Raw genomic sequence first — 15,439 nt, 5'->3', positions numbered from 1 at the left:
CTTGTGCTATGATTCGCAACTTTGGAGCCTCTGCTTACAGCAGAATCGCATTTCTACCGCTGTCCACTTTCAGCGGAATAACAACATCTTGTGGTGACAGATGAACAGTGGTTATCTGCATTTTCCGGAATTTGATCCGGTCATTTTCTCAGTAGGACCTGTTTCGCTTCACTGGTACGGTCTGATGTACCTGGTGGGCTTCATTTTTGCCATGTGGCTCGCTGGCCGTCGCGCCAGCCGTCCTGGCAGCGGCTGGACCAAAAACGAAGTTGAAAACCTGCTGTATGCGGGCTTCCTCGGCGTGTTCCTCGGTGGCCGTATCGGGTATGTGCTGTTCTATAACTTCCCGGTATTCCTGAACGATCCGCTCTATCTGTTCCGCGTCTGGGACGGAGGCATGTCCTTCCACGGCGGCCTGATTGGTGTGATTCTGGTGATGGTGATTTTTGCCAAACGCACCAAACGCAACTTCTTCCAGGTTTCAGATTTTATCGCACCGCTGATCCCGTTTGGTCTCGGCGCTGGTCGTCTGGGCAACTTTATCAACGGTGAACTGTGGGGCCGCGTCGACCCGAGCGTGCCGTACACGATGCTCTTCCCGGGCTCCCGCGCAGAAGACATCGCGCTGCTGCCATCGCATCCGGAGTGGCAGTCCATTTTCGATACCTACGGCGTTCTGCCGCGCCATATGTCTCAGCTGTATGAGCTGGCGCTGGAAGGCGTGGTGCTGTTTATCATCCTCAACCTGTTTATTCGCAAGCCGCGCCCGATGGGGGCTGTTTCCGGGCTGTTCCTGATTGGCTATGGCGCGTTCCGCATCATCGTCGAATTCTTCCGCCAGCCTGACGCACAGTTTACCGGCGAGTGGGTACAGTACATCAGCATGGGGCAGATCCTCTCCATTCCGATGATTGTCGCGGGTGCCATTATGATGATTTGGGCGTATCGTCGTCGTCCACAGCAACAAATTTCCTGAGGAACCATGAAACAGTATCTTGAATTGATGAAAAAAGTGCTCGATGAGGGCACGCCGAAAAACGACCGCACCGGTACCGGTACGCTCTCCATTTTTGGCCACCAGATGCGCTTCAATCTGCAAGAAGGCTTCCCGCTGGTGACGACAAAGCGCTGCCACCTGCGCTCGATCATTCATGAACTGCTCTGGTTCCTGCAAGGTGATACCAACGTTGCGTATCTGCACGAAAATAACGTCTCAATCTGGGACGAGTGGGCAGATGAAAACGGCAACCTGGGCCCGGTTTACGGTAAGCAGTGGCGCGCATGGCCAACGCCTGATGGCCGCCATATTGACCAGATCACCACCGTGATGAACCAGCTGAAAAACGATCCGGACTCGCGCCGAATCATTGTTTCCGCCTGGAACGTCGGCGAGCTGGATAAAATGGCGCTGGCACCGTGCCACGCGTTCTTCCAGTTCTATGTGGCGGATGGAAAGCTTTCCTGCCAGCTCTACCAGCGCTCCTGTGACGTGTTCCTCGGCCTGCCGTTTAACATTGCCAGCTATGCGCTGTTAGTTCACATGATGGCGCAGCAGTGCGACCTGGAAGTGGGTGATTTTGTCTGGACCGGTGGGGATACCCATCTTTACAGCAACCATATGGAACAGACGCATCTCCAGCTGACCCGCGAACCGCGTGCGCTGCCGAAGCTGATTATCAAACGCAAACCGGCATCAATATTTGATTACCGCTTTGATGATTTCGAGATTGAGGGTTACGACCCGCATCCGGGCATCAAAGCGCCCGTCGCTATCTGATGCGATAAAGCGTGACACAACCGGTGCTATTTAGCGCCGGTTTTTTTCGCCTTTATCCCGTTTCCCGAGGCGCTATCCAGAAAGCGTGCAACGCGCTGCAACTCTCCCAATTCTCCGGACAACACCTCGTAAAACGAGGATCCGTCGCTCGTCATCTTCACGGCGCTTCGCCACACTCCCGGTATGAAAAAAGAGAACGGTTTTACGCTTATCGAAACGCTTGTCGCCGTTTCGCTTGTCGTTATCCTCAGCGCCTCAGGTCTGTACGGCTGGGACAGCTGGCAACGACAGCAGCGGCTGTGGCAAACCGCCAGTCAGGTGCGAGATTACCTGCTTTTTCTGCGCAACCATGCCAACCGGCACAACAGCGACCATCTTATTACCCTTCAGCGGGCGGGAGGCGGGGACTGTCTGGTGAGCTCTGCCGTGCAGGGCTGTAAGAAGGAGAGTCCCTTTGTGCTGATTCCGCCCTGGCCTGAGGTCGAGGTCAGTGAGGTCACGCCGTCGCTGGGGTTTTATGGATTAAGGGATACAGCGTGGGCAGGGCGGATACGCGTTCAAAGCCGTGCCGGAGCATGGCTGATTATTGTCTCAAATGGAGGACGCATCAGGATGTGTCAGGTCTCTGAGGGAGGTTCATGTTGATGAGGCAGCGCGGTTTCTCACTGACTGAAGTGCTGATTGCCACGGCGATTAGCAGCCTTTTGCTGATAAGCGCGTCGCGTTTTTTACCCGGCTTGCAGCGGGCAGTCTTACTACAATCCGGCCAGAGAGAGCTGGAGGAAGAGGTCTGGCAACACCTGTTTGCCCTGGGCAAACAGCTTCAGCGTGCGGGGTACTGTGCGGGAAACTGTCAGGGACAGGCGCTGGTGACCGCGAGGCTTGGAGGCTGCGTCATTGTACGCTGGGATGCCAACAGTAACGGCAACTGGGATAGCAGCGCATCAGAAAATGACAGCACCGGTTTTCGTCTGGAATCCGGCGCGCTGGAAACCCAGCGTGGGGCGACGTCGTGTGAAGGAAAAGGGTGGGAAAAGCTCACGGACCCGGACAGGCTGGTAATCACGCGCTTTGTGGTGAGCAAAGTTGAACATGCCGGTTTTGCGCCAGAGGTAAATATCGAACTGGCCGCGATGCGTAAAGGCGGGCAGGGAGAGCCCTGGGAGGCGTTGTATACGGTCACGGGGTACAACCTGTGAATCGTCAACGCGGAATGTCTTCACTGGCCCTGGTTCTGCTTTTACTGGTGCTCGGTACCCTGATCCTGTCGGGTCTCAATCAGCAGCTGACAACATTTAGCGCGCTCGTTGGCGGCGAGAGCCGCTCGCTTCAGCAGCAGGCGAAGGTACAGTCCGCGCTTGAGTGGGGACGGGTTCAGGGCTGGTCATCAGAGCTGCAGGTTCAGTGCAAAAAGACATCGGCGTGGCGAGTCTGTTTGCGCCAGCTGAGTGAGGCGCGTGTGCTGCTGATTGCCGGAGACAGTGACCTGCTGCTCTGGCGCGCAGGAGAGATTGTCGACGGGAAAATTCGCTTTTCGCCTCACGGCTGGAGTGATTTTTGTCCACTAAAGGAGAGCGCGTTATGTCAGCTGCCGTGAGCAGAGAAAAAGGGTTTAGCATGGTTGAGGTCCTGCTGGCGATGATGCTGCTGGTAATCGTCGTGACGGCTCTGTCGGGTTATCACCGGGCGCTGGCGGCGCGGTTTAGCGTGTTTAACCAGTATCGCCAGCTCTGGCACCATGCCTGGAATCAGTCTCAGCTCTCAACAAATGTTCTCCCCGCAGGCTGGCAGGCCAGTCGGGGGCAGACAACGCTCGCAGGATGTGTCAGCATCACGGTTACACTAATTTCTCCTCTGGGGCGGCGCGGTGAGATAACGCGTCTGCATTGCCCGGTTAGCCAGTAGTCGGGAGCGTCTATGTTAAGGGTCTACCACTCAAATCGTCTGGATGTGCTGGAAGCACTGATGGAGTTTATCGTTGAGCGCGAGCGGCTTGACGATCCTTTTGAGCCTGAAATGGTGCTGGTGCAGAGCACCGGTATGGCACAGTGGCTGCAAATGTCGCTTTCCCGTAAATTTGGCATAGCCGCGAATATTGATTTCCCGCTGCCCGCGAGCTTTATCTGGGAGATGTTTGTTCGCGTGTTGCCGGACATCCCCGAGCAGAGCGCCTTCAACAAGCAGGCCATGAGCTGGAAGCTGATGGCGCTGCTGCCGGACATGCTGCAGCGTGATGAATTCGCCATGCTGCGCCACTACCTCAATGACGATACCGACAAGCGCAAGCTGTTCCAGCTGGCATCGCGCACCGCCGATCTTTATGACCAATACCTTGTTTACCGTTCTGACTGGTTAATTCGTTGGGAAGCGGGCGAGTTGGTTGAAGGCCTGCCGGAGGCGCAAATATGGCAGGCCCCGCTGTGGAAAGCGCTGGTAGAGCATACGGAGAAACTGGGCCAGCCTAAGTGGCACCGTGCCAATCTCTACGAGCGGTTTATCTCGATACTTGAAAATGCGTCGGAGCGCCCGGCCCGACTGCCGTCACGCGTTTTTATCTGCGGAATATCCGCATTACCCCCTGTCTATCTAAAGGCGTTGAATGCGCTGGGTAAGCATATTGATATCCATATTTTGTTCACCAACCCCTGCCGACAATACTGGGGGGATATCCTCGACGAACGCTGGCTTGCGCGGCTGGTGAGCCGCCAAAGAAAGCGCCTTTTTGAAGAGCGTGCCGTCCCGCTGTTTAAAAACGGCTCGACTGCCGGGCAGCTTTTCGATAAAGACGGTATCCAGAACCTGCCCAATCCGCTGCTTGCCTCATGGGGGAAGCTGGGGCGTGACTACATTCATATGCTTTCAGACATCACTTCCTCAGGGGAAGGTGACGTGGATGCCTTTGTTGAGATCGCCCCGGACAGCCTGCTGCATAATATTCAGTTAGATATTCTGGATCTGGAAAACCGTGCCGTCATGGGCGTGACGGCGAACGAGTTCGAACGCAGCGATAATAAGCGAAAACTGGATCCTGACGATCGCAGCGTCACGATCCACGTTTGCCACAGCCCGCAGCGTGAGGTCGAAGTGCTTCACGACCAACTGCTGGCGATGCTGCAGGAGGACCCCGATCTGACGCCACGCGATATCGTGGTGATGGTGGCGGATATCGACAGCTACAGTCCCTTTATTCAGGCCGTCTTTGGCAGCGCGACGGGCGAGCGATACCTGCCTTACGCTATCTCTGACCGTCGTGCCCGTCAGTCGCATCCGGTATTGCAGGCGTTTATCACTCTTCTGTCACTGCCGGATAGCCGGTTTATCTCCGAAGATGTCCTGGCATTGCTGGATGTTCCCGTGCTGGCTGCACGCTTCAACATCAATGAAGAGGGCCTGCGCTATCTTCGTCAGTGGGTGAATGAGTCTGGCGTTCGCTGGGGGATCGATGACGATAACGTTCAGGAGTTCGAGCTTCCCCCAACCGGGCAGCACACCTGGCGATTTGGCCTGACGCGTATGCTGCTGGGCTACGCCATGGAGAGCAGCCAGGGCGAGTGGAATGAGGTGCTGCCTTACGATGAGTCCAGCGGGTTAATTGCTGAACTGGTGGGGCATTTAGCGTCGCTATTAATGCAGCTTAACCGCTGGCGATATGCGCTGTTGCAGCCGCGTCCACTTGAAGAATGGCTCCCGGTTTGCAGGGCGTTGCTTAATGATTTCTTCCTGCCAGACAGTGACACCGAAGCGGCCATGGCGCTCATTGAAACCCAGTGGCAGGCAATCATCGACGAAGGCGTGAATTCCCACTATCAGGAGGCCATCCCGCTGTCGCTGTTGCGGGATGAGCTGACGCAGCGGCTTGACCAGGAGCGAATCAGCCAGCGTTTCCTGGCGGGTCCTGTCAATATCTGTACCCTGATGCCCATGCGCTCTATCCCGTTCAGGGTGGTCTGCCTGCTTGGTATGAACGACGGTGTGTATCCGCGGGCGCTGCCGCCGCTGGGGTTCGACTTGATGAGCGCAAACCCAAAACGGGGGGATCGTAGCCGCCGTGATGATGACCGCTACCTCTTCCTTGAAGCGCTCATTTCCGCTCAGAGTAAGCTCTATATCAGCTATATCGGTCGTTCCATTCAGGACAACAGTGAGCGTTTCCCCTCTGTACTGGTGCAGGAGCTGGTGGACTATATCGGCCAGAGCCACTACCTGCCGGGAGATGAAGCGCGCAACTGCGATGAAAGCGAGCAGAGGGTGAAAGCCCATATCACCTGTTTCCACAGCCGCATGCCGTTTGACCCGGTGAACTACACAGCCAGCGAGCGCCAGAGCTATGCACAGGAGTGGCTACCGGCGGCGAAAAAGGAGGGGAATGCGCATACCGATTTCATTCAGGAACTTGATCCGCGCCCAATCGACACTCTGACCTTCGAACAGCTTCAGCGGTTTTGGGCGCATCCAGTGCGCGCCTTCTTCCAGCAACGACTGCAGGTCAACTTCCGCTCTGAAGAGAGCGAAATTCCTGAGGCAGAGCCGTTTACGCTGGAAGGTCTGGAACGCTACCAGTTAAACCTGCAGCTGCTGAATGCGCTGGTTGAAGAGGAAGATGCGGACAAGCTTTACCGTCGCTACCGCGCTGCGGGTCAGCTGCCTTACGGCGCGTTCGGGGAAATTGTCTGGGAGGCGCAGTGCCAGGAGATGACCGCTCTGGCGGAGCGCGTGAGAGCGTGCCGACAGCCGGGGAAAAGTATTGAAATCGATCTCAACTGCAACGGGGTACAGCTCACGGGCTGGTTAACCCAGGTTCAGCCGGACGGGCTGCTGCGCTGGCGGCCCTCAATGCTGAGCGTTTCGCAGGGATTGCAACTCTGGCTGGAACATCTTGTCTACAGTGCGGGTGGGCATAAAGGCGAAAGCCGGATTTTCGTGCGCAAAGAGGGCGAATGGCGCTTCCCACCGATGGAGTCTGAACAGGCGTTACGGTACCTGTCTTTGTACATTGAGGGCTACCGTCAGGGAATGAACAAACCGCTCCTGTTACTGCCGGAAAGTGGCGGAGCGTGGATAAAAGCCTGTTATGACGCGCAGAATGATGCGATGTTAACGGATGAGGCTTCGCTGCAGAAAGCACGCAGTAAATTTATGCAGGCCTATGAAGGTAACATGATGGTGCGTGGCGAAGGTGAAGATGTCTGGTATCAGCGCTTATGGCGAACCCTTGAGCCAGAGTACTTCGAGGCTATCACGGAAGAGGCGCAGCGCTACCTGCTGCCGTTGTTTAAATTTAATCAGTCCTGAGTGCTGTATAAAAATTGCGCAGCACGGGGTGTTCATTTATGATGCACTTCTTATCACGGACTGATGTACCCAATAAAGAGATGTTGGCGTGTCCAGCACGCAATGTGTTAATGATGTAGCCGTGATAAAGAGGTAGCACCTTGTTTAAAGCGTTTGTTTTGTTTTTCGCCCTCTGGGTACCCGTCACTCAGGCAGACTCCGGTTGGCAACCCGTTCAGGAAACTATTCGTAAAAGCGAAAAAGATACCCGTCAATATCAGGCTATTCGTCTTGATAACGGCATGACCGTACTGCTGGTTTCCGATCCGCAGGCGGTGAAATCCCTTTCGGCATTAGTGGTGCCGGTTGGATCGCTGGAAGATCCTGACGCTCATCCTGGGCTTGCACACTATCTGGAACATATGACGCTGATGGGGTCAAAAAAATACCCGCAGCCAGATAGCCTGTCCGAATTTCTGAAAATGCATGGCGGCAGCCACAATGCCAGCACGGCACCGTACCGCACGGCCTTTTATCTTGAAGTCGAAAATGATGCGCTGGAAGGGGCGGTCGATCGCCTTGCTGATTCCATCGCCGCGCCGTTGCTGGATAAAAAATATGCCGATCGTGAACGCAATGCGGTGAATGCCGAGCTGACCATGGCCCGCACGCGAGACGGTATGCGCATGGCCCAGGTCAGTGCCGAAACCATCAACCCTGCACACCCGGGTTCGCGTTTCTCCGGCGGTAACCTTGAGACGTTAAGCGACAAACCGAACAGCCCGGTGCTGGATGCCCTGCACACGTTTCGCGATAAATACTACTCCGCCAACCTGATGAAAGCGGTCATCTACAGCAATAAACCGTTGCCGGAGCTGGCAGACATGGCGGCTAAAACGTTTGGCCGGGTGCCGAATAAAAATATCGACCTGCCGCAAATAAACGTCCCGGTGGTTACGGACGCGCAAAAAGGCATCGTTATCCACTACGTGCCGGCGCTGCCGCGCAAAGTGCTGCGCGTGGAATTCCGCATCGATAACAACACCGCACAGTTCCGCAGTAAAACCGATGAGCTGGTCACCTACCTGATAGGTAACCGTAGCCCGGGTACGCTGTCTGACTGGCTGCAAAAACAGGGGCTGGTGGAAGGCATTCGCGCCGACTCCGATCCGGTTGTGAACGGCAATAGCGGCGTGCTGGCGATCTCCGCCACCCTGACCGACAAAGGACAGGCCAACCGTGATGAAGTCGTGGCGGCTATCTTCAGCTACCTCGCTTTACTGCGCGAGAAAGGCGTCGATAAGCGCTATTTTGATGAACTTGCCCACGTGCTGGATCTCGATTTCCGCTACCCGTCCATCACCCGCGACATGGATTACGTTGAGTGGCTGGCGGATACCATGATCCGCGTGCCGGTGGAACATACCCTCGATGCGGTCAATATTGCCGACCGGTATGATGCCGGGGCGGTAAAAGCTCGCCTGGCGATGATGACGCCGGAGAATGCCCGCATCTGGTACATCAGCCCGAACGAACCGCATAACAAGACGGCGTACTTTGTCGATGCCCCTTATCAGGTAGATAAAATCAGCGCACAGACCTTCGCCGACTGGCAGAAAAAGGCCGGGGAGATTGCGTTGAAGCTGCCGGAGCTGAACCCCTATATTCCGGATGACTTCTCGCTGACCAAAACGACTAAAGATTACCCGCACCCGGCGCTGATCATTGATGAGCCAACGCTGCGCGTCGTGTATACCCCAAGCCGCTATTTCGCCAGCGAGCCAAAGGCCGATGTCAGCGTGGTGCTGCGTAACCCGAAAGCGATGAACAGCGCCAAAAATCAGGTGATGTTCGCGCTCAATGACTATCTCGCCGGGATTGCGCTCGATCAGCTCAGCAACCAGGCGGCCGTGGGCGGCATCAGCTTTTCCACCAACGCCAACAACGGTTTGATGCTCAATGCAAACGGCTATACCCAGCGTTTGCCTCAGTTGTTCCAGGCACTGCTGGAAGGGTATTTCAGCTACACGCCGACGGAAGAGCAGCTTGAGCAGGCCAAATCGTGGTACGCCCAGATGATGGATTCTGCCGAGAAGGGCAAAGCTTACGATCTGGCGCTTATGCCGGCGCAAATGCTGTCGCAGGTTCCTTATTTCCAGCGAGAAGACCGCCGCGCGCTGCTGCCTTCGATCTCCTTAAAAGACGTGCTGGCGTACCGTGACGCGCTGAAAACCAACACGCGCCCGGAGTTCCTGATCGTCGGCAACATGAGTGAGGATCAGGCCAAAACCCTGGCGGAGAATGTGCGCACTCAGCTCGGTTCGAAAGGCGACGAGTGGTGCCGCAACCAGGACGTGCTGGTTGAGAAAAAGCAGAATGTGATTTTTGAAAAGACGGGTAACAGCACGGATTCCGCGCTGGCCGCGGTCTTTGTGCCAACGGGGTATGATGAATTCGCCAGCTCAGCGCAGAGCGCCGTGCTGGGACAAATTATTCAGCCGTGGTTCTATAACCAGTTACGCACAGAAGAGCAGCTTGGCTACGCGGTATTTGCCTTCTCCATGAACGTCGGCCGACAGTGGGGGCTGGGCTTCCTGCTGCAAAGCAGCGACAAACAGCCGGCGTATCTCTGGCAGCGTTACCAGGCCTTCTTCCCTCAGGTGGAAGCAAAGCTGCGCACGATGAAGCCGGAAGAGTTTGCTCAGATCCAGCAGGCCGTCATCGCGCAGGTGATGCAGCCGCCGCAGACGCTGGGTGAAGAAGCCTCGCAGCTGAGCAAAGATTTCGATCGCGGTAATCTGAATTTTGATTCGCGTGATAAAGTAGTGGCCGAGATAAAACAGCTGACGCCGCAGAAGGTTGCCGACTTCTTCCATCAGGCGGTCATTAAGCCGCAGGGTATCACCATCCTGTCCCAGGTTTCCGGTAGCCAGAACGGGAAAACGGAGTACGTGAACCCGAAAGGCTGGAAAGTCTGGAAAAGCGTCAGCGCGCTGCAGCAATCTATGCCCTGGAGTAAGAAAGAATGACCGATACCGCTGAGACCCTTGATCCCTTACGTTTACCTCTGCAGGGTGAACGATTGATTGAAGCCTCAGCGGGAACGGGAAAAACCTTCACCATCGCCGCCCTCTATCTGCGTCTGCTGCTGGGGCTTGGCGGCAACGCCGCTTTTCCACGCCCTTTGAGCGTGGAAGAGCTGCTGGTGGTGACCTTCACCGAGGCTGCTACCGCTGAGCTGCGGGGCCGTATTCGTACCAATATCCACGAGCTACGCATCGCCTGTCTGCGTCAGAGCACGGATAACCCTCTCTACGCGAGCCTTCTGGAAGAGATTGCCGATAAGCAACAGGCAGCACAGTGGCTGCTCCTCGCCGAACGGCAGATGGATGAAGCGTCCGTCTTCACCATTCACGGTTTTTGCCAGCGCATGCTGAGCCTGAATGCGTTTGAATCCGGCATGCTGTTCGAACAGCAGCTTATTGAAGATGAATCCGTGCTTCGCTATCAGGCCTGCGCGGATTTCTGGCGTCGCCATTGCTACCCGTTACCGCGCGATATCGCCGAAGCCGTACACGCGTTGTGGAAGGGCCCGGAGGCGCTGCTGCGCGCTATCGATCGTTATCTGCAGGGGGAAGCGCCAGTCATCAAATCCCCGCCGCCGGCAGATGAAACGCTGGCCTCACGGCATGAAAAAATCATCGCGCAGATTGCCGACATCAAGCAAAAATGGCTTGAGTCCGTTGGCGAGATTGACGCAATCATCGAAAATTCCGGGATTGACCGACGCAAGTTTAACCGTGGCAATCAGGGGAAATGGATCGACAAGATCGGCGCCTGGGCGCAGGAAGAGACGCGAGGCTACCAGCTCCCGGACGCGCTGGAGAAATTCTCCCAACGTTTCCTGGTTGAGCGGACCAAAGCCGACGGCATTGTCCCTGAGCATCCCCTGTTTGTGGCGATTGAATCCCTGCTGGCGGAGCCCTTAACGCTCAACGATCTGATGATTACCCGCGCCATGACGGAAATTCGCGAAGCCGTCGCGCGTGAGAAACGCCGCCGGGGTGAACTGGGTTTCGACGATATGCTGAGCCGCCTTGATGCGGCGCTGTGCAGTGAAAACGGTGAAGCGCTTGCCGCCGCGATCCGCACCCGTTTCCCGGTGGCGATGATCGACGAATTTCAGGATACCGACCCGCAGCAGTACCGCATTTTCCGCCGTATCTGGCGCCAGCAGCCCGACACCGCGCTGCTGTTAATCGGCGATCCGAAACAGGCTATCTACGCCTTCCGCGGTGCGGATATTTTCACCTACATGAAAGCCCGCAGTGAGGTTGACGCGCACTACACGCTCGATACCAACTGGCGCTCCTCTCCCGGCATGGTGGAAAGCGTCAACGGGCTCTTCAGCCGCATGGATACGGCGTTTATGTTCCGGGAGATCCAGTTTCAGCCGGTAAAGTTTGCTGAGAAAAATGCCTCGTTGCGCTTCGAGTTCAACGGCGAGACGCAGCCTGCCATGAACTTCTGGCTGCTGGATGGGGAAGGCTGCGGCGTTGCCGACTATCAAAATGCCATGGCCCAGCACTGTGCCGCGCAAATCCGTGACTGGCTCAGTGCGGGCGCGCGCGGTGACGCGCTGCTGTGGAAGGGGGATAACCCCACCCCGGTAAAGGCATCGGATATTACGGTACTGGTGCGTAGCCGTCAGGAGGCCGCACTCATCCGCGACGCCCTGACGTTACTGAATATCCCCTCCGTCTATCTCTCAAACCGCGACAGCGTCTTTGAAACGCTGGAAGCGCAGGAGATGCTATGGCTGCTGCAGGCCGTGCTGGCCCCGGAGCGGGAAAGCACGCTGCGCAGCGCACTGGCGAGCGCGATGCTCGGGCTGAACGCGCGGGATATTGATGCGCTCAACAATGACGAAGCCGCATGGGATGCCGTGGTCGAAGAGTTTGTTCGCTACCGCGAAAAATGGCAGAAGCGCGGGGTAATGGCGATGGTGCGCGAGCTCATGGCGCAGCGCCACATTGCGGAGAATATGCTGGCGACAGCAGGCGGCGAGCGCCGTTTAACCGATATTTTACATATCAGCGAACTGTTGCAGGAAGCGGGTACGCAGCTGGAGAGCGAGCACGCTCTGGTGCGCTGGCTGGCGCAGCAGATTGCCGATCCGAACAGCAATTCGTCCAGCCAGCAGATGCGCCTCGAGAGTGATAAACATCTGGTGCAGATCGTCACCATTCACAAATCGAAAGGCCTGGAATATCCGCTGGTCTGGCTGCCGTTTATCGCCAATTACCGCGTGCAGGATCAGGCTTTTTACCACGATCGCGAATCGTTTGAGGCGGTGCTCGATCTCAGCAACGCGGAGTCCAGCGTTGAGCTGGCAGAGGCTGAACGTCTGGCGGAAGATTTGCGCCTGCTCTACGTGGCGCTGACCCGTTCGATCTGGCACTGCAGCCTGGGCGTTGCGCCTCTGTTCCGGCGTCGGGGCGAAAAGAGCGGGGAGAGCGATTTTCATCTGAGCGCGCTGGGGCGGCTTATTCAGCAGGGTGAACCCAAAGACGCGGCTGGCCTGCGCCAGTGCATCGAATCCCTTTGCTCTGAGCATGTTGCCCTGCATATTCCTTCGCTGCCCGACAACAGCCGCTGGCAGATGCCGGAGCTGCGTGATTCTGCGCTCCATGCCCGCCAGGTTGTGCGTACGATAGCCGACGACTGGCGCGTCACCAGCTACTCCGGTTTACAACAGCACGGGCAGAGTATCGCTCAGGATCTGATGCCAAAACTGGACGTGGATGCCGCGGGGGCCGGTAGCGTACCCGCTGAGCCGGTGCTCACGCCGCACCAGTTCCCGCGCGGCGCTTCTCCAGGCACGTTTTTGCACAGCCTGTTTGAAGAGCTGGATTTTACCCAGCCGGTTTCCGAAGAGTGGGTGCTGAAGATGTTACAGAGCGGTGGTTACGACGCGCATTGGCAGCCGGTTCTCACCGACTGGATCCGCGCGGTTCTGCATGCTCCGCTCACCGCGCAGGGGATCTCGCTTAGCCAGTTGACTACCAAAGATAAGCAGGTGGAGATGGAGTTTTATCTCCCCATCGCCAGCCCGCTCAGGGCTGAGGCGCTTGATGCGGTGATCCGCGAGTACGATCCGTTATCCGCCGGGTGCCCGCCGCTGAACTTCCGCCAGGTGCAGGGGATGCTCAAAGGTTTTATCGACCTGGTTTTCCGCCACGAAGGGCGCTACTACCTGCTGGATTACAAATCGAACTGGCTGGGTGAAAGCAGCGAAGCCTACACGCAAGACGCGATGGCCGCGGCCATGCAGATGCATCGCTACGATCTGCAGTACCAGCTTTATACCCTGGCGCTGCACCGTTACCTGCGCCATCGCATGGCTGATTACCGCTACGAAGCGCATTTTGGCGGCGTAATTTACCTGTTCCTGCGCGGAGTGGATGCTAACGACCCGCGTTCCGGCGTCTTTAGCACGCGTCCGGCTGCGGAACTGATTGAAAAAATGGATAACCTGTTTGCTGCAGGCACGGAGGAGGTGGCATGACGATGCAGGCACTACTGCTGGACGCGGTAGAACAACGATTACTGCGCCACCTGGATGTGCAGTTCGCCATGATGGTGGCAGGTGAGGAGCCTGCCGTCATGCTTGCCGCCGCCATTATGAGCAAAGACGCGGGGGAGGGGCACGTGTGTCTGCCGCTGTCGCGTCTGGCGGTGGATGAGAAGATGCCTCCGGTTTTACAGGCGTGCTTCGCGCTGCTGGGTGACGCAGTGGACTGGCAGGCGATATTACTCGGCTCGCCTGCCGTGAGCGGAGCCGATACCGGGACGCCGATGATCCTGGTCGGCGAGCGTTTGTATCTTAACCGGCTCTGGCGTAACGAACTGACGGTAGCGCGCTTTTTCAGCGAGACCAACGCCCCGCTTCCCTGCGATGAAGCACAGCTCCGGCAAACGCTGGATGCGCTGTTTACCTCTGACGACGAGACAGACTGGCAGAAAGTGGCGGCTGCCGTAGCCTTAACGCGACGGATCTCAGTGATTTCTGGCGGCCCGGGTACCGGGAAAACGACCACCGTGGCAAAACTGCTTGCCGCGTTGATTCAGTTATCGGGTGAGCAAAAGTGCCGTATTCGCCTGGCGGCCCCCACCGGTAAAGCGGCGGCACGTCTGACGGAGTCGTTAGGCGGCGCGCTGCAAAAGCTGCCGCTAACCGGGGAGCAGCTTGCGCTTTTCCCTAATGAAGCCAGCACGCTGCACCGTTTGCTTGGCGCACAGCCGGGTAGCCAGCGTCTGCGCTATCATGCCGGTAATCCGCTGCACCTTGACGTGCTGGTGGTGGATGAAGCCTCAATGATTGACCTGACGATGATGTCGCGTTTGATCGATGCGCTCCCGCCGCACGCGCGCGTCATTTTCCTCGGCGATCGTGACCAGCTTGCCTCCGTTGAGGCGGGGGCGGTACTGGGTGATATCTGTACCTATGCCAGCCTGGGATATACCGCTGAACGCGCTCAGGAGTTAGCCCGTCTCACCGGATGCTCGCTCACCTCTGAAAATCATTCGCTAGCAGGGGCGCTGCGCGACAGCCTGTGTCTGCTGCAAAAAAGCTACCGTTTCGGCAGCGACTCCGGCATCGGCCAGCTTGCGGCAGCGGTGAACCGGGGCGACCGGCGCGCCACCACGGCGGTATTTGACGGAACCTTTACGGATATTGAGAAAAAATCGCTGCAAAGCGCGGAAGAGTATCAGGCGATGCTTGACGACGCCCTGCAGGGGTACCAGCGCTTTCTGACGGACGTACAACAGCAAAGTACGCCGGAGCAGGTCATTGCCGCGTTTGGCGAATATCAGTTGCTCTGTGCGCTGAGGGAAGGCCCCTTTGGTGTCCGGGGTCTTAACGACAGGCTGGAACAGCTGCTGGCGCAAAAACGCAAAATTAACCGTACCCCGCACTCGCGCTGGTATGAAGGGCGACCGGTGATGATCTCCCGTAACGACAGCGCGCTGGGATTGTTTAACGGGGATATCGGGATTGCGCTCGACTGCGGTCAGGGACTGCGCGTCTGGTTCCAGATGCCGGACGGGAGCGTGAAGTCTTTCCAGCCCAGCCGTTTGCCCGAGCATGAAACCGCCTGGGCGATGACGGTGCATAAATCCCAGGGCTCCGAATTTAACCACGCGGCGCTGATCCTGCCCACGCAGCTTTCCCCCGTCATTACCCGAGAGCTGATCTATACCGCCATAACGCGTGCGCGTCAGCGCCTGTCGCTGTATACCGATGAATGCGTGCTGGTGCAGGCGATTGCCACCCGTACGGAACGTCGAAGCGGGCTGGGCGCGATATTTGAGTCCCTCTGAACGAAG

General features: G+C 57.2%; 10 protein-coding genes. All 10 read left to right on the top strand.

Translation table 11 applies throughout. From position 1 onward, the window contains the following. Window positions 1-100: 100 nt before the first annotated feature. On the top strand, window positions 101-976 hold the full coding sequence (gene lgt / locus GXP72_RS18505) for a prolipoprotein diacylglyceryl transferase (protein ID WP_023309046.1): 876 nt from the start codon (window positions 101-103) through the stop codon (window positions 974-976). Between the two features lie 6 nt (window positions 977-982). Continuing rightward, entirely contained in the window at window positions 983-1,777 is a 795-nt protein-coding gene (gene thyA / locus GXP72_RS18500; protein ID WP_014885081.1) for a thymidylate synthase, read from the top strand. Window positions 1,778-1,960: 183 nt separating this feature from the next. Continuing rightward, entirely contained in the window at window positions 1,961-2,422 is a 462-nt protein-coding gene (locus tag GXP72_RS18495; RefSeq protein WP_090418516.1) for a prepilin peptidase-dependent protein, read from the top strand. Next, entirely contained in the window at window positions 2,416-2,976 is a 561-nt protein-coding gene (locus GXP72_RS18490; RefSeq protein WP_048990556.1) for a prepilin peptidase-dependent protein, read from the top strand. Before GXP72_RS18495 ends, GXP72_RS18490 begins: the two co-directional genes overlap by 7 nt. Continuing rightward, window positions 2,973-3,374: a DUF2509 family protein gene (locus GXP72_RS18485; RefSeq protein ID WP_024909293.1), complete on the top strand. Its 402-nt coding sequence runs from the start codon at window positions 2,973-2,975 to the stop codon at window positions 3,372-3,374. The genes GXP72_RS18490 and GXP72_RS18485 overlap by 4 nt, the downstream gene beginning before the upstream one ends. Beyond that, window positions 3,359-3,682, top strand: a complete 324-nt coding sequence (locus GXP72_RS18480; protein WP_024909292.1) for a prepilin-type N-terminal cleavage/methylation domain-containing protein — start codon at window positions 3,359-3,361, stop codon at window positions 3,680-3,682. Before GXP72_RS18485 ends, GXP72_RS18480 begins: the two co-directional genes overlap by 16 nt. A 12-nt stretch (window positions 3,683-3,694) precedes the next feature. Continuing rightward, window positions 3,695-7,069: an exodeoxyribonuclease V subunit gamma gene (recC, locus tag GXP72_RS18475; protein ID WP_090418513.1), complete on the top strand. Its 3,375-nt coding sequence runs from the start codon at window positions 3,695-3,697 to the stop codon at window positions 7,067-7,069. A 140-nt stretch (window positions 7,070-7,209) separates the two neighbouring features. Continuing rightward, the gene (ptrA, locus tag GXP72_RS18470) at window positions 7,210-10,077 is read left to right on the top strand and encodes a pitrilysin (RefSeq protein ID WP_090418510.1); all 2,868 of its coding nucleotides are present in this window, start codon (window positions 7,210-7,212) and stop codon (window positions 10,075-10,077) included. Further along, window positions 10,074-13,616, top strand: coding sequence for an exodeoxyribonuclease V subunit beta (gene recB, locus GXP72_RS18465; protein ID WP_090418507.1), 3,543 nt, complete (start codon window positions 10,074-10,076; stop codon window positions 13,614-13,616). The genes ptrA and recB overlap by 4 nt, the downstream gene beginning before the upstream one ends. Continuing rightward, window positions 13,613-15,433: an exodeoxyribonuclease V subunit alpha gene (gene recD / locus GXP72_RS18460; RefSeq protein WP_208763240.1), complete on the top strand. Its 1,821-nt coding sequence runs from the start codon at window positions 13,613-13,615 to the stop codon at window positions 15,431-15,433. Before recB ends, recD begins: the two co-directional genes overlap by 4 nt. Window positions 15,434-15,439 lie beyond the last annotated feature (6 nt).

It is taken from the genome of Enterobacter sp. SES19, assembly GCF_011765665.1.
Classification (GTDB): domain Bacteria; phylum Pseudomonadota; class Gammaproteobacteria; order Enterobacterales; family Enterobacteriaceae; genus Enterobacter; species Enterobacter pseudoroggenkampii.
Note: the sequence above shows the minus strand (reverse complement) of the source record. Positions and strands in the feature narration are given on the sequence as shown.